We start from the raw sequence: 26,970 nt of genomic DNA, 5'->3' as shown, positions 1-26,970 counted from the left end.
TCAAGAAATCAATCCGGCGTTTTCTCGGTTAAAGGCTGTTTCTCCGTTTGATCATTCGACCAACCCAGTACTTCAAATAATTTAAACAACAAGCTCACCAGAATTCCGACGATGGTTGCCAGAGCCATTCCCTTAAGATGAATACCATAAAACGTGATCTCAGTACCACTGAGTCCGATGACGAGTACAAGGGTTGTTAACAACAGGTTGGTCGGTTTGGCAAAATCCACTTTCTGTTCGACAAGAATACGCAAACCGGATGCGGCAATAACTCCGAACAGAAGCAAAGATACACCACCCATAACCGGAACGGGAATGTTAGCTATAAGTGCCGAGAACGTACCTGAGAACGAAAGCACGATCGCGATAACGGCAGCGCCGCCAATAACATAGGTGGAATAAACTCTTGTAAGAGCCATAACTCCAATATTCTCACCATACGTTGTATTCGGCGTAGATCCAACAAAACCGGAAAGAATGGTTGAAACACCGTTTCCGAGCAGGGAGCGATGCAGACCCGGGTCCTTGGACAGATCCTTGCCCACAATGCTGCTCGTTACAAGCAGATGTCCGATGTGCTCAACAATGACAACAAGGGCGACAGGCAAAATGGTGAAGATGACAGACCAGTCAAATGTCGGTGTCGTTACGGTAGGCAGCGAGATAAAGTCAGCGTTCGCTATATTCTCGGTTTTTACCTCACCCATAAAGTATCCAAGCACGTAACCGGATACAATCCCGATTAGAATGTGAATGATCTTGGGGAACCCACGGAAGGTTACTGCACCAATAACAGTGATACCAAGAGTAACTAGGGCTAAAATAATCGGTTTGGCTTGAGGTACCCAGTTTGGATTCTGAGCAGGGCTTGAATTGATTAGACCAGCCATTCCGGCTGCCACAGGAACAAGCTCGAGACCGATTAGGGCAACAATGGCACCCATAACCGCTGGTGGGAATACCACGTTAATCCATCCTGTGCCCGCATACTTGATGATAAGAGCTACAATGCAGAAAACAACTCCCGTTACGATAAACGCTCCAAGTGCCATGGAGTATCCGTTATCAGGGTGTGCGAGTAACACGGAAGAAACAGGTGCGATAAAAGCAAAGCTTGACCCAAGATAGGCCGGAATTTTTCCTTTGCACATGAGTATGTACAACAATGTTCCAATACCGTTCATAAGCAAGATCATACTTGGATCGACACCGAACAGGTTCGGCACGAGTACCGTGCTGCCAAACATGGCGAACAAATGCTGGAGACTCAGCAGTGAGCCTGAGCCAAGCGGCATTTTTTGATTAACCTGAATTTCACGTTGCAATGAATGTTCATCTCCTTTTTCCGAAACACAAATCTTCAATATAGTACAGAGTTTCTCTTCATTTAGCAATAACATTTTTCCGATGAGGATTGAAAGCTCTATTTATTTTACAATCTATCCTTCTATTTCGGTAAATAACGGTAATAATATATGGTAATTGAGGATCACCTCGGAGCCCTGTGGAGGACTGGGCAAGCTCTTTCGGGAAAGACACATCACGTATAAAAAAATTGGATATGTGCTCTTATTCGTCAGTAGTTGACGGGAAACGGGCGAAGCGTCATAATTATAGGAAATTACTTTTACGGGGAACCTGTGTTGATATTATGTCACGGGTTCCATTTTGTATAGAAAGGACACGGAACAGATCAGAATGGGCATAGAGCAATTACTCGAGAAGGCCGGGGCATATATCAAAGAACCCGATCTGGTGCGCATACGTGAAGCTTACGAATTTGCTGATCAGGCCCACCATGGACAGACGCGAAAATCGGGAGAACCGTATATTCTGCATCCGCTTGCGGTTGCCGATATTGTTGTAAACATGCAGATGGACACCATCTCCATAATTGCAGCGCTTCTTCATGATGTAGTAGAAGATACTACGGTTTCACTTGAAGAAATCCGCAATCATTTCGGCAATACGTGTGCCATGCTTGTTGACGGCTTGACGAAGCTGGAACGTATTCAGTTCCGCTCCAAGGAAGAACAGCAGAACGAGAACTACCGCAAAATGTTCATCGCCATGGCGCAGGACATCCGTGTCATCGTGATCAAATTGGCTGACCGTCTGCATAATATGCGGACACTCAAGTTTCAGTCGGAAGAGAGTCAGCGCCGGATTTCATATGAAACGTTGGAGATTTTCTGTCCAATTGCTAATCGTCTGGGTATCTCTGCGATCAAATGGGAAATGGAGGACATCGCCCTCCGTTATTTGAATCCGCAGCAATATTACCGAATCGCAAACCTGATGCACAAAAAGCGTGCGGAACGTGAGCAATATATAGATACGGTTATGGACGGCATCACGAGCAAGCTGGATGAGATGGGAATTCAGGCAGATCTGTCGGGTCGTCCTAAGCACATCTACAGCGTATTCAAAAAAATGACTACGAAAAACAAACAGTTTAACGAGATTTATGATCTGCTTGCGATTCGTATTATTGTGGATAACATCAAGGATTGTTATGCTACGCTCGGAATTATACACACGTTATGGAAACCGATGCCTGGACGTTTCAAGGACTATATCGCGATGCCAAAGGCGAATATGTATCAATCGCTGCATACCACGGTCGTAGGTCCCAACGGTGAACCGACCGAAGTACAGATCCGGACATGGGATATGCACCGCACTGCTGAATTCGGGATAGCTGCCCACTGGGCCTACAAGGAAGGCGCCGCGAACGGAAATAATTTTGAAGATAAAATTACGTTCTTCCGCGAGATTCTTGAACTTCAAAATGAAGCGCAGGATGCGTCTGAATTTGTGGAATCACTCAAAATGGATTTCTTCTCGGATCTGGTGTTTGTATTCACACCAAAAGGTGAAGTTATCGAATTGCCTACCGGATCTGTTCCATTGGATTTTGCGTACAGAATCCATACAGAGGTGGGTAATCGGACGATTGGTGCGAAAGTAAATGGTCGTATCGTTCCGCTCGATTATCATCTCAAAACGGGCGACATCATTGAAATTTTGACGTCCAAACATTCTTACGGACCGAGCCAGGACTGGCTTAAAATTGCAAAATCCTCTCACGCACGAGCGAAGATCAAGCAATGGTTCAAGAAGGAACGGCGCGAAGAAAACGTTGAAAAAGGACGCGACAGTTGCGAACGTGAACTTAAGCGCATGGGGCTTGATCCATCTGCCTGGATGACGGACGATAAGTTGCAGGAAGCAGCCAAAAAGTATGCCTTCAATGATATTGAGGATATGCTCGCAGCGGTTGGATTCGGTGGCATTACGGCTGCTCAGATTGTGACCAAAGCAACGGAGAAACTCCGCAAGGAGCAGGAAGAATCCAGCTTGCTGGAACTGAATTCCGAGATGCGTGAGCTGAAGCCTGCACCTGAACGCAAAAACCGTCCGACCAATGGCATTCGTGTCAAAGGCATAGACAATTTGCTTGTTCGTTTTGCGCGCTGCTGTAACCCTGTACCAGGGGATGCTATTATCGGGTATGTTACACGTGGGCGCGGGGTTTCCGTGCATCGCAGTGACTGTCCAAATATTCCGTCCAGTACGGATGGAGATGAAGCAGCTCGCGTCATTGAAGTCGAGTGGGAAGAGAATATTGAAGCCAACTACAGTGTGGATATTGAGATTACGGGCCATGATCGCAATGGTTTACTCAATGAAGTGCTTCAAGCTGTCTCCGAAAGTAAAACGAATATATCTGCCGTCACCGGACGTACGGATAAAAATAAATTAGCATTGGTGCACGTCACAATTCTGATACGTAATACGGAGCATCTGCATTCGGTTGTGGAACGAATCAAACGGGTGAAAGATGTCTATTCTGTGCATCGGATTATGCAGTAAGGAGCCTGTAAGATGAGGGTGCTTGTACAACGCTGTAAAGAGGCTCAGGTGACCGTTGGGGACGAGCTGACGGGAAGAATTGAATCCGGATTGATGTTACTCGTGGGCATTACACATGAGGACACGGAGAAGGATGCCATATATTTGGCAGACAAAGTTGCTGGACTTCGAATCTTTGAGGATGAGCAGGAAAAGATGAATCTCAGTTTGATGGATGTGGGCGGGGCTGTATTATCTGTCTCACAATTTACATTGTACGGGGATTGTCGCAAAGGAAAACGCCCAAGCTTTGCAGCGGCAGCCAGACCTGAAGCGGCAGAATTGTTGTATGAAACATTTAATCAGCTGTTACGGGATAAAGGAATTCAGGTGGAAACCGGGCGTTTCGGTGCGATGATGGATGTGACTTTTACCAATTGGGGACCCGTGACTTTAATGCTCGAAAGCCCTATTCGTCAAGAGGCACATGCATAATTGATTGGGGAACAGGCCATAATGAGGGATAATTCGGTTTATAACATAAGATGATCAAAGGAGTATCCTACCCTTATGCGCCAATCCGTCAAGGAAACACGTTCCCGAATAGAACCTTTGCTTCTACCTGGAAACTTGTATGAGTCCCTGAAGCTTGCTCGTGCTGCTGCCGAATGTGCAACAACAATTTGGGCCCTTCAGGATTCGGATAAAGGGGAGCAGAGCCGTCTTCCGCGTGACTGAGTGCTGACAGTATTCGATCAAATATTTAGGTAACAAAAGCGAAAAAGTTTTGATTCGATCATCGAATCAAGACTTTTTTTGTTAGGAAGCTTAATCATTTCGGAGTTGAAGTGTTTAATCAAAGTCAAAATAATACAGGTTCGTCTTGTTATAAATGACTCTGGTTAGGGTAATAACAGAACGAGGCACGATGGCGTGCCAGGTTCAGTGTTTATTACGGGCAATGAACAAGAAATGTAGAATATAAGTTTCTGCGATTACCCGATTTCAAGAAATTTCGAACACGGAAAGGAGAACATACGTTATGAGTAAAGTTGCTTTTTTATTGGCGAATGATTTTGAAGATTCGGAAATGCAGGTACCATATGATGAGGTAAAAAAAGCCGGACACGATGTGGAAATTATCGGCTTGAAAGCAGGAGAGACACTGAAGGGTAAAGGTGGTAAAGCCTCCTACACTTCAGACAAAGCGATTTCCGAAGTCTCTGCTTCCGATTATGATGCGGTTGTGATTCCAGGGGGATCTTCTCCAGAGAATCTACGCACAGATGCGCATATTCTGAAATTCGTAACGGAGATCAACAGTGCGAAGAAACCAATCGCTGCGATTTGTCACGGTCCTCAAATTTTGGCGTCTGCCAATCTGTTGAAAGGTCGGACAATTACGTCCTATCCACCGCTCAAGGATGACATGGTGAACGCGGGAGCAGAATTTAAGGACCATGAAGCTGTTGTAGACGGCAACTATATTACTTCCCGAACACCTGCCGATGAGCCAGCATTTGTCCGGGAGCTGCTAAAAGTTATTTAATGATATGGAATCAGATAACTATCCGTTAAAAATGATTACGTTATAGGGTGGAACTGGAAGCTTCTAAATTTAGGTTTCATCCAGCATTTATTCCGATAAAGGAGGGTTTGACATGACAAAGCATATTCAGGCGTATTTTCGGACCGAGGACGAAGCGGAGGGAGCAAGAACTTCACTTCAGACGTTCCGTACAGAGCATTTGGAAGTAGGGCAACTGGACAGTGCAGTTGGCAGAGACAAGCGGATTATGGTACCTCTGGTGCCTTATAACACAGCAGGTGGCGTAGGAACCAATGGAGCTATGGGTGTGGGTGCAGCTCCCGGGGTTCCCGCTAGTGAAAATGTAATTCCGGTCGTCAGTAATGTAGATCACGATACCGAGAGAGGTTCCCGTGATAATGTCAATGAGGATGGCGACCTGTTGGATGCTGCGGATGTGTCCTCGGCTGACTATGACGATCTGCATTATGTTTTGTCTGCCAAAGTAAGGGATGAGGATTATGAGGAAATCGTTCATAAACTTCGCTCTAACCAAGCTTATGTGGAAGAATTGAATTAACATGTAAAAGAGAGCCCTTGCAAGGCCTGGATTCGTGTCAGGAGCCTTTGCAGGGGCTTTTATGATGTAGAAAAAAATATATTATAAAGCGCTATCATTTTTGTAATATTACTGTAATATTAGTTACATAAGCCTTTAACATAGCCCGTTTATAATAACAAACATGACCCCCTTTTTTTATATATCCTTTGAGCCTGCACACCGTGTGCAGGTTTTTTTTTTGAGATGAAAATGTATATGTTTTGGGCAAAGCTTACCCCGTATTTAAATTTTTGCTAGAATAGAGAGATGGATTAAATATTTTAAAGCGAATTGTTTTCATAGTTAGGCAACATTGGTCGGTAAATCAAGCTTCTAGCGATTGGGCTCAGGCGAATCCAATCCTATGATAGAGAGTGTGAGGAATTCATCGCCAGAGTGATCCGTCATATTCCAGATGAACATATACTCGCTGAAACGGCCCCCGCCCTTATATAAGAGCGGGGCAGCCGTTTCTGCTTATGGAAATTGACAGTTATATAGAATGCCTCGTTTGAGAAATGAAACCTATAATGCTAAAGCAACAGTGTTCTCATGCGAAATGGCTAGTGAAAGATTTAAGGGGGAATTAGTTTTGAGTAAGGTTGGAAGAAATGATTTATGTCCATGCGGAAGCGGGAAAAAATATAAGAAATGCTGTCTGGACAAGGAGCCCTCTGCGGTAGAATCCGTACTGCGGCTGATATCAACCGAGCAGCCTGTCCAGGAAGCCTCGGTTCAGCCTGAGAGCAAACTGACCTTGACCAAGCTGAAAAAGATGGTGGAGCGCGAACTGAAATGGGCGCATCCGGCTCACGAACAGCTGGCCCTGCAGCTTATTGAGAACATGAGGAACCAATACGAGCGGGAGCTGATTTTGGAAGCTCTGGTGCTATGGAATGGCTATTCCCGTCAGACCCGCCCTACTGTGAAGAAGACAGGCTCGTTCTGTGCCGCAATCGAGTATTTGCTGTCCGAGGAATACGGCTTCAATGTTTCGAAAGATGAGCTGGCCGCTAAATATGAGGTAACGACAGCAACGATCTCCCGAAAGGTTAAGGAGATGTTCAATTACATCGAAGAATACGGCATGGGCGGCGAAACGGACGAGCTGATGATTCTGAACAGCCCAGACAAACCGAAGGACAAAGCGCAGGCTCTGCTGAATAAGGCGATGGAATCCAGTTCTTCCAAACGCAGAATACAGCTGGCGAAAACAGCGCTGGAGATGTATTCTGACAGCTCTGATGCGTATCTTATTCTGGCTGAGGAATCGGACAATGAGTCTGATGCACGTGCTTACCTCAAGGCTGGAATCGCTGCTGGCGAACGCGAACTGGGCGAACTGTTTTTTGAGAAGAACAAGGGGGACTTCTGGGGGCTTCATGAGACTCGTCCATATATCCGGATATGCAAAAGCTACGCCGAATCCTGCTGGTTTGGCGGAGATGCCGAAGAAGCGGCACAAATCCTGGAGCATATTTTGGAGCTTAACACGGAAGACAATACCGGAGCGCGTTACCTGCTCGCTGCTGTGTATTTGTACAGCAACCAATTGAAGCAGGCAGAGCAACTGCTGGAGAAGTATGGGAAAGGTGACGCCGCAGCCGCCTTTGCCTATGACCAGATCATTCTGGAGTATAAGAAGAACGGAATCACCTCCCAGCTCAAAATGCTGTACCGTGTGGCCCGGGGTGTGAACAAGCATGTGCCTGACTACCTGCTGGGTTTGAAGCGGCTGCCGCATAACCTCCCTGATTTTGTCGGAATGGGGGATTCCGACGAAGCGATTGAATATGTCATTATGCACTCCCGTCTATGGGCGAATGTGCCGGATCTGCTGAAGTGGATGCTGAAACAATAGAGATAGTAAGAAGGCAATAGAAGTTGGAATTCATTTGATGAATCCAGCTTCTATTAACCTTGATATCTGTGGACTCCGCATCCCGTACAACGTGTGAGAATTTTTTTTAGTGCTATCTTTTTGTGTTAGCCCTTGACTTTAGCACTGCGGTTCATTACAATCAGAAAATAAATTAACTTTAAACGTTATATAATAACTATAGGTGTTATTCAATAATATAACTTGATGATTTGATGACGGGACCAAGTACTCCGTGCCCACATGAACAGAGAGGAATCCCCTGGCTGTAAGGATTCTCTTGATGAGCGGACGAATGACTTCCCCGAGAACAGACGGCGAACACATTAGATTTATATCTGATGATCATTAGCTGGCCTGCGCAGGGCGTGCGTTATACGTAGAGCGGAATGATCTGTGTTTTGATCGGATTGCCTGGAGCAACCCTGCATCATCACACGATCACCTGAACGGCGAAAGTGTCAGGGATTCCGGAATGTGGGTGGTACCACGGGTGAATGTGTAAACACAATCCCTCGTCCCTTTGTTTGCTGTTTATACAGCGACAGGGCGAGGGATTTTTTTATTATACAGAGAAAAATAGATGCTGGAGGGATGAAAGATGGCTTTTCAAAAACCGACTGGAACGCAGGACTTGCTGCCTGGTGTTGTCGAAAAGTGGCAGTTCGTAGAGGAAAAAGCGCGTGATCTGTGTCACCGTTTTAATTACCGCGAGATTCGCACACCGATCTTCGAACAGACTTCTTTATTTGTACGAGGCGTTGGGGAAACAACCGATATTGTTGAAAAAGAAATGTACACCTTCAATGATAAAGGGGACCGCAGCATGACCCTTCGACCAGAGGGTACAGCGGGGGTTGTCCGCGCTTATGTGGAAAATAAAATCTATGGCGAACCGGATGTGAGCAAGCTTTATTACATCGGTCCGATGTTCCGGTACGAACGTCCGCAAGCAGGTCGCCAGCGTCAGTTCCACCAGTTCGGCGTAGAAGCCATCGGAGCCCTTGATCCAGCGATCGATGCTGAAGTTATTGCGCTTGGGTATCAACTGTGTGTAGAACTGGGATTGAAAGATGTCAAAGTCGAAATCAACTCTGTCGGTAACCCAACCAGCCGTGCGGAATATCGCGAAAAATTGCTTGGATTCCTCAGACCAATGAAAGACAGTCTGTGCAAGGACTGCCAATCCCGGATGGAACGTAATCCGCTGCGTGTGCTCGACTGCAAAGTCGATCAGGACAAGTTCATAGGGGCACCGTCCATCTTGGATAGTCTGGATGAAGAGTCCCTGAACCACTTTGCCAAGCTGAAAGAGTATCTGGATGACTTTGGCGTAGATTACGCGGTGAACAATCGTCTGGTACGCGGACTGGATTACTACACCTTGACTGCTTTTGAATTGAAAGCCCAAGGTATTGGCGCGATTGATACAGTCGGCGGTGGCGGTAGATACAACGGTCTCGTTGGAGATATCGGTGGACCTGATCAGCCTGGTATTGGTTTCGGTATCGGTCTGGAGCGTATTCAACTGATTCTGGAACACCAGAACATTGATGTTAGTTCCCTTGCCCCGCTCGATGTATATTTTGTTGCTCTTGGTGAAGCAGCCGATCGTGAAGTCAATCGTCAGCTGTTCAAGCTCCGTCAATCCGGACTGTCCGGTGAACGCGACTATCTCGGTCGCAAGATGAAAGCACAGATGAAATCTGCCGACCGATTCAAAGCCCGTTACACTGCCATTCTTGGTGATGATGAACTGGAGCGCGGCGAGATTGCCCTGAAGTCCATGGATACAGGTGAACAACAAACGGTGAAGCTGGATGATCTTGTTGCCACGGTAAGTGGAAAGTAAGCAGTAACACCATTTGAATAAAATCGTCTTCACGCAACCGCACTGTTGAAAAGCGGGCTCTGCCCGCCCATACAGAACGGAAATTCACATATGAGGAGTTTGGTTATGAAAAGAAGTCATCATTGCGGCGCGTTAACACCCGCACACATCGGTGAAACTGTAACATTGAACGGTTGGGTACAGACCCGCCGTGACCTGGGGGGCGTACTGTTTATCGATCTGCGTGACCGCAGCGGAATTGTACAGGTTGTTTTTAACCCGGCTTACTCTGGCGAAGCATTGCAAATCGCTGACAGAGTACGGAGCGAGTATGTTATCGCGGTAACGGGTAAAGTCGTTAAACGTGACGAAGAGACCGTAAACAAAAACCTGCCTACAGGCGAAATTGAAGTCCAAATTACGGAGATTGAAGTGCTGAACGCAGCCAAAACACCTCCATTCTTCATCGAAGATGGTGTGGAAGTCGACGAGTCCCTTCGATTGAAATATCGTTACCTGGACCTGCGTCGTCCGGAAATGTTCGAAACATTGAAATTGCGTTCCAAAGCATCCAAAGTGTTCCGTGATTATCTGGATGGAGAAGAATTCGTTGAAGTAGAAACACCAATCCTGACGAAGAGCTCCCCGGAAGGTGCGCGTGACTATCTCGTACCAAGCCGTGTGCATGAAGGTGAATTCTTCGCCCTGCCGCAATCCCCGCAAATTTACAAACAATTGCTGATGGTTGGCGGACTTGAGCGTTACTATCAGATCGCCCGTTGTTTCCGTGATGAAGATTTGCGTGCAGACCGTCAACCGGAGTTCACTCAAGTCGACATCGAGACTTCCTTCCTGCAACAGGATGACCTGCTGCCAATGATGGAAGAGCTGATGGCCAAATTGCTGCGTGAGACGAAAGGTATTGAGCTGGAGCTGCCGTTCCAACGGATTACGTATGCAGATGCCATGGGTAAATACGGTTCGGACAAACCGGATCTGCGTTTTGGCATGGAACTGGTTGAAATGAACGATATCGTAGCAAACAGTGGTGTGAAAGTATTTGCTTCTGTCATTGAAAAAGGTGGAGAAGTGAAAGTTCTGAACGCTAAAGGCTGTGGCACATGGAGTCGTAAAGAAATCGATGACCTCGGTCCATTCGCAGCGCGTTACGGCGCAAAAGGTTTGGCATGGATTCAAGTGAAAGACGGCGAGTTCAAAGGACCAATCGTGAAGTTCTTTACACCGGAAGAGATCGAAGCAGTCAAAGAACGTACTGGCGCTGAAGAAGGCGACTTGCTGCTCTTCTCTGCTGACACCAAAAAAGTGGTTGCAGATGTACTGGGCGCGCTTCGTCTGAAAATCGGTCGTCAACTGGGCCTGATCGATGACAGCAAATTCAAATTTGCATGGGTTGTTGACTTCCCATTGCTCGGGTACGATGAAGATGCCAAACGTTATGTAGCAGAGCACCACCCATTCACACGTCCTAAAGACGAAGATGTACATCTGTTTGACACAGATCCGGGTGCGATTCGCGCTCAAGCCTATGACCTTGTTCTGAATGGTTATGAAGTGGGCGGCGGTTCAATGCGTATCTATAAACGTGATGTTCAAGAAAAAATGTTCTCTGCCCTGGGACTCTCTCCGGAAGTAGCCAACGAGAAATTCGGTTATCTGCTCGAAGCATTCGAATACGGAACGCCACCACACGGCGGAATCGCTTTTGGTCTCGACCGTCTGGTAATGCTGCTGGCAGGACGTACGAATCTGCGTGAAACGATTGCCTTCCCGAAAACGGCAAGTGCAACGGATCTGCTCATGAATGCACCTTCTGAAGTGGATAACTCCCAATTGGAACAACTTCACATCCGTGTAGCCCGTAAACCGGTGGCGGAAAAGAAATAAAGGAGGCATCGATTCTCAATGCTCCATCAATTTTCAAGAACAGAACTGGCAATCGGACCTGAAGGTCTGAACGCCTTGAAAAATAGTACAGTAGCTGTGCTCGGCATCGGCGGCGTGGGCGGTATTGCAGTGGAAGCCCTCGCCCGCAGCGGTGTTGGCCGTATCATTCTGATTGATAAAGACGTGGTGGACATCACGAACATCAATCGTCAGATTCATGCTTTGACAACGACCGTGGGTCAGAAAAAAGCAGATTTGATGGTGGAACGGGTGAAGCTCATCAATCCAGAGTGTGACGCAATTGCACTGAATATGTTTTACACGGAAGAGACGTATGAGGAATTGTTCAAGTATGAGCTGGATTATGTGTTGGATGCTTCCGACACGATCATTTACAAAATCCACCTCATCAAGGAATGCCTCAAACGGAAGATTCCGGTCATTTCCAGCATGGGTGCGGCAAACAAAATGGACCCGACAAAATTCCAGGTTGCGGATATTTCGAAAACGACCATGGACCCGATTGCTCGTGTTGTCCGTACGACACTTCGCAAAGACGGTATTAAAAAAGGTGTGAAAGTGGTCTTTTCAACCGAAAAGCCGCTCAAACCACGCGAAGATGTAACACAGAAAATTGTACCTGAAAATGCGCCGGAAATTCGCAAGGCCAAACAGCCACCAGCGAGTAACGCCTTTGTTCCTCCGGTAGCCGGACTGATCATGGTCAGTGTTGCTGTCAAGGAACTGATTGAAATTGCAGAGAACAAGCAGCAGTAATTTGCTGTAAGGGAAAAGCGTAGATGCCGACAAGGTGTCTGCGCTTTTTTTGAATGCGCAAAACCCTAACCAATGTCAGGGTTACGTGATGTACTTCGATCCCAAAAACGTGTATGATATGTGGTGCTGCACGAAAAGATGATTAATACATAGAGAAATCGCAGCTATATAAGATGAATATAAGATTTACACAAGAACGAAGAGGACAGAAAAAACCTGGAGAAGTGAAGCGTTCGCCTAAAAGCTTTCTGAAAGAAAGCTGCATCGGAAGCATACGCTTATCACCGGATTTAACTTTAAAAACATAAATCTAAAAATCTGGGGATAACAGCAATCGGAAGGTTGTTCTGTCCGCGCAGTGGTAGGGTGTAAATACATTTGTTCGGCTTATATAGAGAGAGGGGAACGGAACGAATGAAACAAGGATGGATGGCCAGACGACTTGGCCTGGAGCCGGGAGACCAGTGGAAGAAGGAAATTATGGCGGGGGCCATTTCCTATTTTGCCGTGGTGTATATCGTGATGGTCAATGCAACAATTCTGGCGGATGCCGGAATGCCGCTGCAGGCAGCTATGGTGGGCACACTTCTGACGTCCATTGCAGGTTGTTTGCTGATGGCATTTGGCGGTAAATCACCGATTATCGTTGTACCTGGCATGGGCATCAATGCATTTTTCACTTACACACTCGTACATTCGATGAAATTGAGCTGGCAGGAAGCCTTGGCGGTTGTATCGGTCACAGGTGTGCTATTTTCGGTCGTGACGTTTACATCGTTATATAAAATGATCAGTGAGGCCATTCCCAAAAACCTGCAGCATGGCATTACTGTCGGAATTGGTCTATTCCTGACGTTTATCGGTTTGCAAAAAAGCGGAATCGTCATCGCACATCAGACGACGTTTGTAGCCATTGGGCATTTTAACGACCCTGGAGTAATTACTGCTTGTGTTACACTTGTGCTTGCATTGATTCTATTTATACGAAATGTACAGGGTGGGCTTCTGATCAGTATTCTGGCGGGAACAGGACTGGCTTATGTGCTTGGGGCCGTAAAACCGGGTGACCCCGTGTCTGCCGCAGAAGCATTGCATCAATATGGCGGTTTGTTCGCTGAGCTTTCCTTCGCAAACCTGGTGGACTTGTCGTTCTGGATTGCTGTATTTCTGTTGCTGCTGATTGTTGTATTTGAAAATATCGGGCTGATTACGGCCCAGACTCATTTGATTGGTCGCCCCGAAAGATTCAAAGGCAGCTTGCGAGCCTTGTCAATTTCGAATATTTTTGCCGGGATCTTTGGAAGCAGCCCTACTGTAGCTGCGGCTGAGACAACAGCGGGTATAGCTGCAGGCGGGCGCTCAGGCTTGACTCCACTGGTTACCGCAGTGCTATTCGGTGCAACATTCTTCTTTATTCCACTGCTGGGTTATATCCCGGACAGTGCCATCGCTCCCATTTTGATCATTATAGGCGGATTGATGGTACAGGATGTGAAGGACATGGATTTCCGTGATTTTACGGAGGCTTTCCCGGCTTTTCTGATCATGGTCATGATTCCATTTACATATAGCATCGTCGACGGTATGGCATTTGGATTCATTGCGTATCCCGTAGCGAAGCTGGCGGTGGGTCAGGGTAAGCAGGTGCCTAAAGTCATGTATGGCATTGCCATTCTGTTTTTGGCCAATTTTGTTCTGCACGGGATATTGTAAAAGATAGGAAACGTTATGTTAACTCATACGTATGATCTCTGGTGAACATCGGGAGAACGGGGGAACGTGAATGGAAGAGCAACAACAAGCGGGTCAAGCTGAACCGAAAGTAGGGAAAAAAGGATTCAGGGATTTTGTGAAGCTGATTGCTGCCACAAATCCACCGAAGCTTATTCTGATTATAGCGTTAATCCTGACACTCATTCAGACGACAGCTGGCCTGATTGTCCCGCTGATGACCAAAGGCCTGATTGATGGGCTGACGATGTCCGCGCTGAACAAGTCCGTTATTTTTCTGCTGCTGGGAGCATTCGTTATTCAGGCCATTGCTTCAGGCATCAGCATCTACATGTTGAACTATGCAGGCCAGCGCGTAGTTGCGACATTGCGAACGAAGCTGTGGAACAAAGTATTATCCTTGCCGATGCCATATTTCGACCGAAATCGTACGGGTGATACGATGAGTCGAATTACGAATGATACGAGTCAGATTATGACGCTAATTGCGGATTATCTCGTTTCTTTTGTATCCAATATCGTTGCGGTTGTGGGCGGGGTAGCGTTGCTTTTCTATCTGGATTGGGTCATGTCTCTTATTATCCTGAGTCTGGTCCCGCTAACGCTGCTGATTCTGTTACCTGTCGGACGTAAAATGTACAAAATCTCCAAAAAGCAGCAGGACGAAATGGCGGGCCTTACTTCCGTACTCAGCCAAGTCATTGGCGAGATTCGTTTAGTGAAAGCTTATGGTACGGAGAAACAGGAGGCAGAAGCAGGCGATTCCCGCATTGGCAAGATGTTTGCTTTTGGACTACAGGAAGCTCGGATTTTGGCGTTGATTGGTCCACTCTTTACATTTGTCATGACGGCTGTGCTGGTTGTAATTCTGGGTGTTGGCGGCATGCGGGTGGCTTCGGGGTTGCTGTCTCCGGGGGAACTGGTTGCCTTCATTCTGCTGTTGTTCCAGGTCATTATGCCGATGGGGCAATTTACGACACTGTATTCACGTTTGCAAAAGGTTGTCGGTGCGACAGAACGCATTCAGGCTATTCTGGCTCATGAAGAAGAACCGCGTCATAGCACAGCAATTGCTCCCAAGGGCAATGAGACGATTACATTTAACAACCTGCACTTCTCTTATGTAACAGGGGAAGAGGTACTGCATGGGATTAATCTGACCGTTCCTGCCCGTAAAGTGACGGCTATTGTAGGCCCAAGCGGCAGCGGGAAATCAACGCTGTTCTCTCTGCTGGAGCAGTTCTATCTTCCGGGGTCGGGCAGTATATCATATGGTGGACAAGCCATCACGGATTATTCGTTGGCTTCCTGGCGCAGCAAGATTGGATATGTCTCTCAGGAAAGCCCACTGATGGCAGGTACAATTAAGGAAAATATGACATACGGATTGGGCCGTGAGGCAAGTATGGACGAAATTCGACATGCGGCAGAGATGGCGTATTCCTCCGCTTTTATTGATAAGCTGCCTCAGGGCTATGATACGGAAGTGGGAGAACGCGGGATTAAGCTCTCCGGTGGCCAACGCCAACGGATCGCTATTGCTCGTGCACTGCTGCGCAGCCCTGATATTCTGATGCTGGATGAAGCGACGTCCAGTCTGGACAGCACCTCTGAACATGAAGTGCAGCAAGCCCTGTCCAATCTGATGGAAGGACGAACCACGGTTGTCATTGCACACCGATTGTCCACTGTCGTCGACTCTGATCAGATTGTTGTTCTGGAACAGGGCCATGTGACGGGAACCGGAACACATGCGGAGCTGATCAGTACACATCAAGTATATCGAGAGCTGGCTCAGAAGCAGTTTGTGGCACAGGATGGTAAGTCGGATTTGGAGTCGGAGTAATGAAAAGGATGACCGTTGTTCATCTGTTCTTTGCGAACAGGAGCAGCGGTTTCTTTCATTTTGCTATCCGGGTTACTGTAGCTTTTTGTACATCAATATGATATAGTGGGTATCCTTTTGTGTCGTCAGTGATTGGCTATGCAGAACAAACATATTCTTAGGAGGTAACTGAAACATGTCAGACAGCTTTCAAAGTGCCTATCAAGAAGAAGAGTACAGGTTAGAGCGAACGATGAAGGAAGTGGACAGCCAGCTGGAACGGTTGCACAATATTCCGGTGTACACCGGCCACGACTTCACAGAACAAGTGCTGGAAGCCGGACGCGAAGAGCGCCGCACCGCCTTGTCCAAGAGCGCGCAGCAACCCTATTTTGGACGCTTGGATTTCGAAGAAGAGGGCAGTGGTGCACGGAAACCGCTGTATATTGGCAAAATCGGCGTAGACCGCGAAGAGGTGGGAGAGCATCCGCTCGTCATCGATTGGCGTGCTCCTGTCGCAAGCCTGTTTTACTCATTTACAGGAGGGGAAGCCTCCGCAACGTATGAAGCCCCGGAGGGACTCATTGAGGGCCTGGTTTATCTGAAACGAAACGTGGTCATTCGACAGCGTATCTTGGAACGTGTGGCAGATACGTACAATCGGGACAGCGACCAGCCAGCCGTATCGGATGAATTCCTCGTGTATCGACTGGGAGAGAACAAGGACAACAAGCTCCGCGATATCGTATCTACCATTCAGGCAGAGCAGGATCAGATTATTCGTGCGGCAAGAAACACCGCATTGATCATTCAGGGTGTGGCCGGTTCTGGAAAAACAACCGTGGCCCTGCATCGACTTGCCTTCCTGCTGTATCAATACAAGGAGCAGGTATCTGCGGAGAAGATGGTTATTTTTGCACCCAACCACATGTTCCTGGATTACATATCAGATGTACTTCCAGAGCTCGGTGTAGGGGATATTCAGCAGCGTACATTCCCGGATTGGGCAATGAACCTGCTGGGACTGGACCAGCCTTTGGCGGATACGTCGGAGACATTGAACACCTGGTTTGAAACCCCGGATGCACGTCCTGAACTCAATGATGATGTGCCTGGGCGGTATAAAGGCTCGATCCGTTTTATGGAGTTAATTCGCGAGTGGCTGTCCGGGATGGAAGAGGAGTCCGTACCCGATATGGACTTCAGTCCATGGGATGGCGCGGTGCTCCGTAAAGCCGAAATTGAGAACTGGTTCGGGGAAGAATACAAACATTATCCGCTGGCGAAACGGAAAGAGCGGGTCATGGCGCGTATTCACCGCTGGATTGAGATGGAGCTCAAGAAGCCTTCCCCGGAAGCCGTCCGCAAAGAGCGTAAAAAGAAAGCGGCAACCCGTGAGAAAGCCTACGCCAAAAAATGGCCTCAATATGAACCGCTTACGCTGTACAAACAGCTGTTCAAGGTCGTTAAAGGTGGATCGGTACCTGCTTCGCTGAGCGCTCTTATCCCCAAATTGGTGATGAAGCAAACGGCAGCAGATCTGAAGCAGGATATTATCCGTGAAGAGGATTTGCCTGCATTGGTGTACATTCATACCTTGGTTCATGATATTGAAGGTTCAGAGCGGTTCGATCACATCGTCATTGATGAAGCACAAGACTTTTCTCCTTTTCATGTGGCATTATTGGATCAGTTCGTCAAAGGACATTCCTTCACCATACTGGGCGATCTGTCCCAAGGTATTCATGAGTACCGTGGTGTTCATGCGTGGGACGAGATGAGTTCGCTGTTCCCCGAGGAACAGAATGCTTATTTTGCATTGACCCGGAGTTATCGCTCGACAATGGAAATTATAGATTATGCTAATACGATTCTGGAGCGGGGCGTCAAGAGCGGGATTACGGCGATTCCTGTATTCCGGAGTGGTGATCCTGTACGGACATTGTCCTATGGGGAAAAAGGACGTACAGCAAGCCTCGAACAGGCTTTGAAGCTGTTGACAGTCAAAGACTATCGCACCGTCTCCATTCTGACCCGTACCCTGCATGAGGCAAAGGAGCTTCATCATGAACTCCAGGCAGCAGGCTGGGAGCTGAACTTGATTGACGGCGGCAAAAAACAGTACACAGGCGGACACTCCGTTTTACCTGTCTATTTGTCAAAAGGGTTGGAGTTTGATGCCGTTATCGTAGCGGACGCAGATGAGAAACACTATTTGCCTAATGCGGGTGATGCGAAGCTGTTATACGTTGGCTGTACACGGGCATTGCACGAATTGTGGTTATTTCACGCTGGCCCATTGCCTGACTATGCTGCTGCAACTCACAATTCGGAAGGCGAGTCCGTTGCCATTCAGGGTTGGCCTGACAGCGAGTCAGAGTGAATTCTTGTTTGTTGAACATCGTATTCATATGGAAAGAGCATGGCGCTGTTCAAGCACCATGCTCTTTTGTACGTTATCATCAGAGGTGTGTTATTCACGAAGTATATTTGCAATCTGGTAGTTGATCTTTTACTGGAGTTAACTTGCAGGTGTTCGTTGGGGCAAACTCGGTGTATCCAAGGTTGAATTATGCCTGTTGGGATGACGGTTAACCAGGAAAATGCCCAGACAGATCATTACTCCACCTGCACCGACGATCCAGCCGACATGCTCTTCCAGCAAGACAAAGCTCGACAGCAGTCCAAACAGCGGTGCCAGAAAAAGAAAGGAACTGGTTTTGGCTGGATCTGTGTTTTGCAGCAAATAAAACCAAAGTGTGAACTGAATGATGGAACAGAAAATCGTCAGCCATACCAGGACAACGATAGACGTTGTATTTACGATAAAATGAGGCTGCTCTGTAAAAACGCTCAGTAAGAGCAGTACGACGCCTCCAGCAAGCATTTGATAAGCGGTAAGCACAAATGTATCATGAGCAGCCCCCCAGCGCTTAATAAGCAACGTGGATACAGCAAAGGATATAGCACCACCAAACCCAATCCCTGTCCCAGGATTCAAGCTGAGATGCATTCCAAAGGTCAACGCCACTCCGACAAATCCGAGAATTACACCGGTCCATTGGCTAAAACGATAGGACACACCGTATAATGCAGCACTCAGGATGATGACAAGCAAAGGATTTGTAAACGTGATAATGGCGGACTCTCCCGAACTGATCCAGTTCATGCTGTAGTAGGCACAGCCCATCACGCCCGCCGACTGGAACAGACCTATTACACCGATTTGTATCCAGTGTTTCCAACCGACAGGCAAGGGGCGTTTTCTGATGATCCAGGCAAGTAATGCTCCAGCCAATATATAGCGAAGTCCCATTAACAAAAAGGGAGGAGCATACATCATACCGATTTTGCCTACAGGAAACGAGGTTCCCATGATGAGAGTGGTTACGATGATCAGGAACGTATATTTTAGAGACTTCATCAGGTTTCCTTCCTCCCTTTGGTTTCCCGTGCTCATAACGTCTGACCGCTATCTACTGTAATCCATTGTCCGGTCATGGACGGTTGCTCCAGCGCGGTGCATATCATATGTGCGATGTCTTCGCTTGCGGCTATTCGCTGTAACAATAACGTACCACCCAGACGATTCATCTGTTCTTCCTTTCCTGCCCACCAGCGGGTCGCAACTGCACCCGGAATGATGGCGTTAACCCGTATATCGGGAGAAAGCGCATGTGCTAATGATTTCGTTAACCCATGTACTGCTGCTTTGGAAACGGCGTAGGGAAGGGAGGACCCTGATCCTGTGCTGCCAGCTATGCTGCCGAGGTTAACGATTGCGCCTTGACCAACCTGCTGCATTCCCTTCGCTACAGCCCGTGCGGTGTAAAACATGCCTTTAACATTGACGTCATATAGTTCATTCCATATGTCATCCGTTACAGCTTCCAGATCTTTCATTGGGATATGATGCGTGATACTGGCGTTATTAACGAGTGCAGTTACAGGTCCAACTTGTTCAGTGACAGAGGCCACCATCTGGCGAACCTCGACATCGGAGCCCACATTGGCCCGAATGGCAAAAGCATGGCCTCCCGCATCCAGAATATGTTGAACTGTCTCTTCAGCCTCATCCTGGGAACGGGAGTAATTGACGGCAACGGTAGCTCCACGATTAGCTAGCAATATACTGGTAGCTCGACCTATGCCCGTCCCCCCTCCAGTAACCAAAGCTACGGTGTTCTTCCAGTTCATCATCATTAACACTCCTTAAGTGAACTCAGCGAAAGTAAGTTGCTGTGTTCTGATATACCCCGATTGTAGCTCGAAGTAGCTATACTGTATAATGATTGTTAATGGATTGGATATCATTTTAAATGATGTCTGACTGATAAAGGTCAGCGTTGGGAGGTTCATTCAATGGAGAGCGGCGATTTAAGGATATTTCAATGTGTGGCACAAGAAGGAAATCTGACCCGAGCTGCGGAGCGCCTCGGTTACGTGCAGTCCAATGTCACAGCAAGGATACGACATCTGGAATCCGAAGTAGGGACACTGCTGTTTATTCGTCATAATCGGGGAATGACATTATCTCCGGCAGGTGAGATGCTGCTGACATATGCAGATAAAATTATTGGCCTGCTTGATGAGGCTGGAAAAGCGCTCAGCTCTACAAGTGTGCCAGCTGGCCCGCTGCGCATCGGCTCCACGCAGACTGCTGCAGCGGTTCGGTTGCCTGAGCTTTTTGCAAAATATTATAAACTGCATCCGGCGGTCTCCTTATCATTGACTACGGGGAACTCCCAAGTGCTTATGGATCAGGTTATTGGGTATGAATTGGAAGGGGCTTTTATCGGTTGTTCCTGTGATCACCCCGATATTGCTTCTACTCCCGTATTTGATGAAGAACTATATGTGGTCTCCTCCGGTATGGGACCGGAAGACGAAGAGCTCACCAGTAAACCGATTCTGGTCTACAGCATGGGTTGTTCATATCGTCAGGTTTTGGAGGAATGGTTGTCGGTTAGCGGCGTAACCCGTCCGATCATTATGGAATTTGGAACCCTTGAAGCGATTATTAGCGGGGTCACCTCCGGCATGGGAATTTCACTGTTACCTGAGATCGTCATTCGGCGCCAGATCGAAAGTGGAACACTGCGAAAGTACACTCTCCCCGCAGGCATGAATCGGATGATGACTCATTTTATTACGCGCAAGGATGCCTTTGTCAGCAGTGCTCTTGGCGCATTTATGGGTATGATGCCTCAGGAGTATGATATGATAGAGAATAGAGATTAATCAGGATTTTGGTAAGGATCAAGTAAAGGCAATCCGTTAAGGAAGTGATGAGCAATGGATTTATTTTCGTTTCAGCAGGATTCAGAACCTCAAGCAAGACTGCTCGCTGACCGCATGCGGCCAGAGCGGCTTGATGAATATATTGGGCAAGAGCACATTATAGGACCGGGGAAATTGCTTCGGCGCGCCATTGAAGCCGATCAGATCTCGTCCATTTTGCTTTACGGTCCTCCGGGATGTGGCAAGACGACCCTCGCACATATTATTTCCCAGCATACGCAGGGACAGTTCGTTCGTCTGAATGCGGTGGATGCCTCGGTTAAAGATGTACGTGAAGTTATTGAGCAGGCACAGACGAACAAGCAGTTGTACGGAACAAAAACCATTTTGTTCCTGGATGAGGTACACCGCTTTAATAGTTCACGTCAGGATGCATTGCTGCCTGCAGTAGAGAAGGGCACGATCATTTTTATCGGCGCTACGACAGAGAATCCCTTTCATTATGTGAATGGGGCCTTGATGAGCCGTTCTACGCTGTTTCAGCTGGAGTCTTTGAACAAAGAGCACTCCCTGATTGCGATGCGCCGGGCACTGGCAGATGCCGATAAAGGTTTGGGATTCATGGACCTGCAGGCTGACGACGAGGCATTAGAGCATATTGCGACGATGGCCAATGGCGATATTCGGCGTGCGCTGAACGCTTTGGAACTGGCTGCACTGACTACACCGCCAGAGAAGGACGGCTCCATTCACATCACGCTCGATGTAGCGGAAGAGTCTATTCGTCGTCCGATTGTGAAGGCAGATGAATCGACACAATATGATGTATTGTCAGCATTTCACAAAAGCATTCGGGGTTCCAGTGATGCGGCTCTGTTCTGGTTTTTGTATGCGGTGGAAAAGCTGGGCATGGACCCGATGACGTTTATACGTCGTCTGATTGCAGCGAGCAGTGAAGATATTGGACTTGCGAATCCGCAAGCGATGACCCAGGCCATCGGGGCGCTGGATGCTTATCGCAATAATGGCTGGCCTGAAGCCAAGCTGAATATTGCCCAAGCGATTCTGTTTGCTGTTGAAAGTCCGAAGTCCAATGCGGTGTACACTGCGATCTCAAAAGCGATGAATGCCATTGATGAGGTGAAATCTGCTGAGGTCCCTCTTCATCTGCGGGATACCCATTATTCCGGTGCAGTGAAGCTTGGACATGAGGGCTATCAATACCCGCACAATTATCCGGGCCATTACGTGAAGCAGGAATACTTACCGAAGCAGCTTTCGCGTCGTGTATTTTATGAAGCAACGGAACAAGGCAATGAATCCAAGATTCGTCTAAACCAGCAGCGGCGCAGAGAGCTTTAAGATCGATGAACCGGGAGAGGCTTGAACGATGAAAGAAATTTTCTATATTGGAATCGGTGGGATCTTGGGTACGTTGTGCCGATCCGAACGTAGGTAAACGATCTTGGGAAAGGGTTAAACGCTGAATAGTAAAAAAAGGTGCCTTGCTGTAGCTACACCCAGTTTATCTACATTATCCATAACTTTCTCCATTTCACTTGATGAGAGATGTGCACCGAACAGGCGTTTAACATCCATTGGCTTACCGCTACTATCATAATTAGTCACAATCTTTTCTGGATGGGCTACTTGTCCTATTAGGCCAGTTGACTCCCAAACTCCTTGGGAGTCAGTTGAACCATAACCCTTTTATCAAAACGCATTTTTTTTATATTTTAGCAAATGAAGTATGTTAATTTATCGATGTTGTGAAGGAATATTCTTAACGGAGTTTAGTCTAATAAAAAGTTCATTTTAAAAGGAATCGCGGTTGGCGATTCCTAAGATTATTATTTATTTGCTGCGTTTATGGTACTAAGTGAATTGTTAAGTGCTGTTTTGCACTTGTTTACATCAGGATTCGATGAACGACCTGCTGCTAATACAACATCAATTGTTCCATCAATTTTCGTCCATGTAGTGCCATCAATTTTTCGAAGCTTAGGTTCTTGTGTATCCCATTGATGTTCTAATTCATCTGCCCCTTTTTTTTCTGTAGCAAAGTCGTTTTTATTTACAGCGTTTAGCATATCATTTTCAATTTTAACAAAATCGTTTAATTCACCTCCTAACGTAACTTGCTCAGCAGCACCTTGTGATGCAATATAATTACTGAGCCAGTTATAACCGCCTATACCAACAACTAAGAAAATTACGAGTACACCAATCGTTTGTGTTAGCACATGTTTCTTATTTGCATTACTTTGATTTGTTTCCGCTGTATCACTTTTAGCATTTGTATCCATTTTTGAAACGGAAAGGAAAACGATGATCGCTAAAATAGCGATAAGAAAAATGACACTCGTAACGGTTGTCCCGAGTCCTAATCCGCCATTTACTTTTGGTTGAGATAGGTAATCTCCAAGTGACGCTCCAAGAGGACGAGTTAAAATATATGCAATCCAGAAAGCTAATACCCCGTCAAGTTTCAAAAATTTATAAGCTAAGAACACAAGAGCAATAATAATAACAACGCCTATCCCTGTGTTAAGATAACCAAAACCAAGTTGTTCTGAATATAAATCGCCGACGGCTGTTCCAAGTGCAAAGGTGAAAAGGATCGTAAGCCAGTAGTAAACTTCTCTTTTTATAGTAAAAATCGAGTGGATTGATAGTGTTTTTTCACTAAGATACCAAAATAAAAAGGTCAGTCCTAGTAACACCGAGAAAACAGCTGTACTAACCTCAAGTGGTATGCTCATATTATCTGTCAAATTATCCGTTACCAGTGTTCCAAATACACTTATAAGAACTACAGTTACCCAGTAAATGGCTGGAACATACTTGTTTGCTTTAAGTTGAAAAAACAATGCAATAAAAAACGCAACTCCCATAATAATGGTAGTAAGAGTTAAACCAAGTCCAATGTTGAAATTGATGAAGTCAGCAAATGTTTCACCAACAGTGGTACATAAAATTTTGATGATCCAAAAGAAAATCGTCACTTGTGGCACTTTGTTAAGTAAAATTATCATTTTATTTTGGTTTTCTTGCATATATAATTTCCTTTCTTTAAAGTGGTTTCCCACAACTTTATTATATTTCATTCACTAATAAGGAAGTCTGCGTTGTTTCTCCCACACTGGTTGCCATAGCCCCGATCAAAAGCACCTTCATCATCAGCGTCGTTACGGTCAGGCCAAGATTGAGGTTTTGGATCAGCAAGTCCGCTGCCGTCTCCCCAACGGTCGTTGCCAAGATTTTAATGATCCCAAAAAAGATGGTGACTTGCGAGACTTTGTTTAACATCCGTCTTCCCGGGCTCATGGGCGGCTGGATCAAGCCCTCCTGATTATGCGTCTACTACTCCATTTGCCGATCCTCCTTTATCGTCATAGAAACCACCGGCATCAGCTGCTCATACTGTCCATGTTGATTCGGTTTTGTCCATTAGTGTAACAGCTGAAAATGAGAATTTTCTGTGAAAGTGACCCATCTCAACCGAAGCTACGCAGTAAGCGTTGGATAAAATTACTGATCAAGCGTGAATTCGCCCTGTTGGCCGTGTTTATGAAGCATCCAAACCTTGTCCAAACGAGAGATATGCTGCTCGACTTGGTATGGGGCTACGATTCGCTGGTGGAAAGGAATGTGGTCGATGTGTACATCCGGTATTTGAAGAATAAGCTGGATGTTCCCGGCAAGGATATTTCATGTCAGCAAAATTAAGGTCGAGTCTTAGCAAAGATCCTGGCCGGAACTGGCTTTAAAATAAATTGCCGCGCTAATTTGTTGTGTCCATAGGAGGGAACAAGCATGCTTACCCGTCTTCCTAATTCTTTTGCGATGGCTCTTGAACTTTGACCTTGCCGATGGAGGATTTCTAGCTTGCTGCGCTCAATTATGCTAAGATGTGTGTAGCTTATGGTGGATTCTCCTTGTGTGAATATGGTGTAAGGAACCTTCATTCTACACGAATCCGGCCATGGGTCCTTTTTTATTTATTTTCAGTAGGTGTCGCACTTCATATTACAATCCGTCATTAATTTAAATCTAGGAGATATTAATTTTCACCAAATCCTATATAAGACAGAGAATCCCTTTCATTATGTGAATGGAGCCTTGATGAGCCGTTCTACGCTGTTTCAGCTGGAGTCTTTGAACAAAGAGCACTCCCTGATTGCGATGCGCCGGGCACTGGCGGATGCGGATAAAGGTTTGGGATTCATGGATCTGCAGGCTGACGACGAGGCATTTGAGCATATTACGACGATGGCGAATGGCGATATTCGGCGTGCGCTGAACGCGTTGGAACTGGCTGCACTGACTACACCGCCAGAGAAGGACGGCTCCATTCACATCACGCTCGATGTGGCTGAAGAGTCTATTCGTCGTCCGATTGTGAAGGCGGATGAATCGACTCAATATGATGTATTATCGGCATTTCACAAAAGCATTCGGGGTTCCAGTGATGCGGCACTGTTCTGGTTTTTGTATGCGGTGGAAAAGTTGGGCATGGACCCGATGACGTTTATACGTCGTCTGATTGCAGCGAGCAGTGAAGATATTGGACTTGCGAATCCGCAAGCGATGACCCAGGCGATTGGAGCGCTAGATGCTTATCGCAATAATGGCTGGCCTGAAGCCAAGCTGAACATTGCCCAAGCGATTCTGTTTGCTGTTGAAAGTCCGAAGTCCAATGCGGTGTACACTGCGATCTCGAAAGCGATGAATGCCATTGATGAGGTGAAATCTGCTGAGGTCCCTCTTCATTTGAGGGTTACTCATTATTCCGGTGCAGTAAAGCTTGGACATGAGGGCTATCAATACCCGCATAATTATCCGGGCCATTATGTGAAGCAGGAATATTTGCCGAAACAGCTCTCACGCCGCATTTCTATGAAGCAACGGAACAAGGTAATGAATCCAAGATTCGTCTAAACCAGCAGCGGCGCAGAGAGCTGTAAGATCGATGAACCGGGAGAGGCTTGAACGATGAAAGAAATTTTCTATATTGGAATCGGTGGCATTATAGGTACGTTGTGCCGATATGGGATTCAATTATGGATGCCAGTAACAAATGAAGGCTTCCCTTGGGCAGTGCTGCTGATTAATGCCATCGGGAGTCTGTTTTTGGGTTGGTTCTTCACCATAGCTGTTCCAGGCAAAATAACGCCTCAACTTCGTCTAGCGATTGGGACGGGGTTTACGGGCGCATTCACCACATTCTCCACGTTTACGTTGGATATTGTCCATTTATCTGAGGAAGGAATGTGGGTGAAGGCTGTTGTATACCTCGTTGTGAGTTTACTTGTAGGGTTATTGCTGTGTGCATTGGGAATGAAGCTTGGACAGCGAATGTTGGGTAAACCAACGCAGGATGGTGTTGCACCATGATCATCTGGATTGGTCTTGCAGGGATGCTGGGAGCAGTGCTCCGCTATAGTTTGGGTAGATGGATATCCGGTTCGCTCGGAACGGCCTTCCCATGGGGGACATGGGTCATTAATATCAGTGGTTCATTGTTACTTGGATTGCTCTATGGCTGGCATCAGTCAGCCTCGATTTCGGACGGAATCTGGGTGATATGGGGGACTGGATTTTGCGGAGCGTATACCACATTCTCTACATTTGGATATGAGACCCTCGGTCTGCTGGGGCAGGAACGTTACTCAAGAGCAGTTGTATACGTCATCAGTTCGGTACTGCTGGGGGTTGCGGCTTCTTTTGCAGGCGTGTGGCTGGCTGCATAATTGAATAAAATTATTTTTTTTGCAGGAAAAAGAAGGAAAAAAGC

At 46.8% G+C, this 26,970-nt stretch carries 20 protein-coding genes and 4 pseudogenes; 18 read left to right on the top strand and 6 right to left on the bottom strand.

From position 1 onward, the window contains the following. Nucleotides 1-8: 8 nt before the first annotated feature. A complete protein-coding gene (uraA, locus tag QP794_RS22080; RefSeq protein WP_285078908.1) occupies nucleotides 9-1,325 on the bottom strand; it encodes a uracil permease in 1,317 nt (438 codons plus the stop codon). A 373-nt stretch (nucleotides 1,326-1,698) separates the two neighbouring features. On the opposite strand from uraA, the gene QP794_RS22075 reads away from it, so the two are divergent. The 12 genes from QP794_RS22075 to QP794_RS22020 all read left to right on the top strand — a co-directional run bounded on the left by QP794_RS22075 (nucleotide 1,699) and on the right by QP794_RS22020 (nucleotide 18,315). Next, nucleotides 1,699-3,876, top strand: a complete 2,178-nt coding sequence (locus tag QP794_RS22075) for a RelA/SpoT family protein (protein WP_285078932.1) — start codon at nucleotides 1,699-1,701, stop codon at nucleotides 3,874-3,876. A gap of 12 nt (nucleotides 3,877-3,888) precedes the next feature. Continuing rightward, nucleotides 3,889-4,350 carry a D-aminoacyl-tRNA deacylase gene (dtd, locus tag QP794_RS22070; RefSeq protein WP_285078907.1) on the top strand — a complete coding sequence of 154 codons (462 nt, stop codon included), beginning with the start codon at nucleotides 3,889-3,891 and terminating at the stop codon, nucleotides 4,348-4,350. 75 nt (nucleotides 4,351-4,425) lie between these two features. After that, complete coding sequence (locus tag QP794_RS22065) at nucleotides 4,426-4,593, top strand: hypothetical protein (RefSeq protein WP_160319650.1); 168 nt, start codon at nucleotides 4,426-4,428, stop codon at nucleotides 4,591-4,593. A 304-nt stretch (nucleotides 4,594-4,897) separates the two neighbouring features. Next, nucleotides 4,898-5,404 (top strand): type 1 glutamine amidotransferase domain-containing protein, encoded by a 507-nt coding sequence (locus tag QP794_RS22060; protein ID WP_024633050.1) that lies wholly within the window; start codon nucleotides 4,898-4,900, stop codon nucleotides 5,402-5,404. 112 nt (nucleotides 5,405-5,516) lie between these two features. After that, entirely contained in the window at nucleotides 5,517-5,963 is a 447-nt protein-coding gene (locus QP794_RS22055) for a hypothetical protein (RefSeq protein WP_285078906.1), read from the top strand. Between the two features lie 613 nt (nucleotides 5,964-6,576). After that, nucleotides 6,577-7,845: an SEC-C metal-binding domain-containing protein gene (locus tag QP794_RS22050; protein WP_285078905.1), complete on the top strand. Its 1,269-nt coding sequence runs from the start codon at nucleotides 6,577-6,579 to the stop codon at nucleotides 7,843-7,845. Between the two features lie 619 nt (nucleotides 7,846-8,464). Beyond that, nucleotides 8,465-9,715, top strand: coding sequence for a histidine--tRNA ligase (gene hisS, locus QP794_RS22045; protein ID WP_285078903.1), 1,251 nt, complete (start codon nucleotides 8,465-8,467; stop codon nucleotides 9,713-9,715). Between the two features lie 105 nt (nucleotides 9,716-9,820). Beyond that, on the top strand, nucleotides 9,821-11,599 hold the full coding sequence (gene aspS, locus QP794_RS22040; RefSeq protein WP_079350693.1) for an aspartate--tRNA ligase: 1,779 nt from the start codon (nucleotides 9,821-9,823) through the stop codon (nucleotides 11,597-11,599). Between the two features lie 18 nt (nucleotides 11,600-11,617). After that, on the top strand, nucleotides 11,618-12,376 hold the full coding sequence (locus QP794_RS22035) for a tRNA threonylcarbamoyladenosine dehydratase (RefSeq protein WP_024633055.1): 759 nt from the start codon (nucleotides 11,618-11,620) through the stop codon (nucleotides 12,374-12,376). Between the two features lie 414 nt (nucleotides 12,377-12,790). Then, on the top strand, nucleotides 12,791-14,089 hold the full coding sequence (locus QP794_RS22030; protein WP_094939099.1) for an NCS2 family permease: 1,299 nt from the start codon (nucleotides 12,791-12,793) through the stop codon (nucleotides 14,087-14,089). 70 nt (nucleotides 14,090-14,159) lie between these two features. After that, complete coding sequence (locus tag QP794_RS22025; protein WP_285078899.1) at nucleotides 14,160-15,953, top strand: ABC transporter ATP-binding protein; 1,794 nt, start codon at nucleotides 14,160-14,162, stop codon at nucleotides 15,951-15,953. A gap of 175 nt (nucleotides 15,954-16,128) precedes the next feature. Then, on the top strand, nucleotides 16,129-18,315 hold the full coding sequence (locus tag QP794_RS22020; protein WP_285078897.1) for a HelD family protein: 2,187 nt from the start codon (nucleotides 16,129-16,131) through the stop codon (nucleotides 18,313-18,315). Between the two features lie 138 nt (nucleotides 18,316-18,453). Here the strand turns inward: QP794_RS22020 and QP794_RS22015 are convergent, their stop codons facing one another. Continuing rightward, nucleotides 18,454-19,356 carry a DMT family transporter gene (locus tag QP794_RS22015; protein ID WP_285078895.1) on the bottom strand — a complete coding sequence of 301 codons (903 nt, stop codon included), beginning with the start codon at nucleotides 19,354-19,356 and terminating at the stop codon, nucleotides 18,454-18,456. 32 nt (nucleotides 19,357-19,388) lie between these two features. Continuing rightward, nucleotides 19,389-20,129 (bottom strand): SDR family NAD(P)-dependent oxidoreductase, encoded by a 741-nt coding sequence (locus tag QP794_RS22010; RefSeq protein WP_285078931.1) that lies wholly within the window; start codon nucleotides 20,127-20,129, stop codon nucleotides 19,389-19,391. Between the two features lie 165 nt (nucleotides 20,130-20,294). Between QP794_RS22010 and QP794_RS22005 the strand changes: the two genes are divergently transcribed. Both QP794_RS22005 and QP794_RS22000 read left to right on the top strand, forming a co-directional pair. Then, nucleotides 20,295-21,173 (top strand): LysR family transcriptional regulator, encoded by an 879-nt coding sequence (locus QP794_RS22005; protein WP_285078894.1) that lies wholly within the window; start codon nucleotides 20,295-20,297, stop codon nucleotides 21,171-21,173. Between the two features lie 54 nt (nucleotides 21,174-21,227). Beyond that, a complete protein-coding gene (locus QP794_RS22000) occupies nucleotides 21,228-22,535 on the top strand; it encodes a replication-associated recombination protein A (RefSeq protein ID WP_285078892.1) in 1,308 nt (435 codons plus the stop codon). A 932-nt stretch (nucleotides 22,536-23,467) separates the two neighbouring features. Here the strand turns inward: QP794_RS22000 and QP794_RS21995 are convergent. Continuing rightward, nucleotides 23,468-24,229, bottom strand: a pseudogene (locus QP794_RS21995) (COG4705 family protein); the annotation flags it as partial. A gap of 40 nt (nucleotides 24,230-24,269) precedes the next feature. Continuing rightward, nucleotides 24,270-24,482, bottom strand: a complete 213-nt coding sequence (locus tag QP794_RS21990) for a hypothetical protein (protein WP_483311937.1) — start codon at nucleotides 24,480-24,482, stop codon at nucleotides 24,270-24,272. Nucleotides 24,483-24,707: 225 nt separating this feature from the next. Here QP794_RS21990 and QP794_RS21985 point away from each other — a divergent pair. Next, nucleotides 24,708-24,902 (top strand): annotated as a pseudogene (locus tag QP794_RS21985) (winged helix-turn-helix domain-containing protein); the annotation flags it as partial. Between the two features lie 83 nt (nucleotides 24,903-24,985). Here the strand turns inward: QP794_RS21985 and QP794_RS33360 are convergent. Beyond that, a pseudogene (locus QP794_RS33360) lies at nucleotides 24,986-25,099 on the bottom strand (helix-turn-helix domain-containing protein); the annotation flags it as partial. Between the two features lie 163 nt (nucleotides 25,100-25,262). Here QP794_RS33360 and QP794_RS21975 point away from each other — a divergent pair. From QP794_RS21975 to crcB (QP794_RS21965), 3 genes and pseudogenes are all read left to right on the top strand, one after another. Continuing rightward, nucleotides 25,263-26,140: pseudogene (locus tag QP794_RS21975) on the top strand (AAA family ATPase); the annotation flags it as partial. Nucleotides 26,141-26,168: 28 nt separating this feature from the next. Beyond that, complete coding sequence (gene crcB / locus QP794_RS21970) at nucleotides 26,169-26,570, top strand: fluoride efflux transporter CrcB (protein WP_285078889.1); 402 nt, start codon at nucleotides 26,169-26,171, stop codon at nucleotides 26,568-26,570. Further along, nucleotides 26,567-26,926, top strand: a complete 360-nt coding sequence (crcB, locus tag QP794_RS21965) for a fluoride efflux transporter CrcB (protein ID WP_094937631.1) — start codon at nucleotides 26,567-26,569, stop codon at nucleotides 26,924-26,926. Before crcB (QP794_RS21970) ends, crcB (QP794_RS21965) begins: the two co-directional genes overlap by 4 nt. The last annotated feature ends 44 nt before the right edge of the window (nucleotides 26,927-26,970 follow it).

Origin of the sequence: Paenibacillus sp. UMB7766-LJ446 (genome assembly GCF_030226665.1) — a bacterium.
Taxonomy (GTDB): Bacteria; Bacillota; Bacilli; order Paenibacillales; family Paenibacillaceae; genus Paenibacillus; species Paenibacillus vandeheii.
The sequence above is the reverse complement of the archived record's forward strand: the minus strand, read 5'-3'. Positions and strand labels throughout refer to the sequence as shown.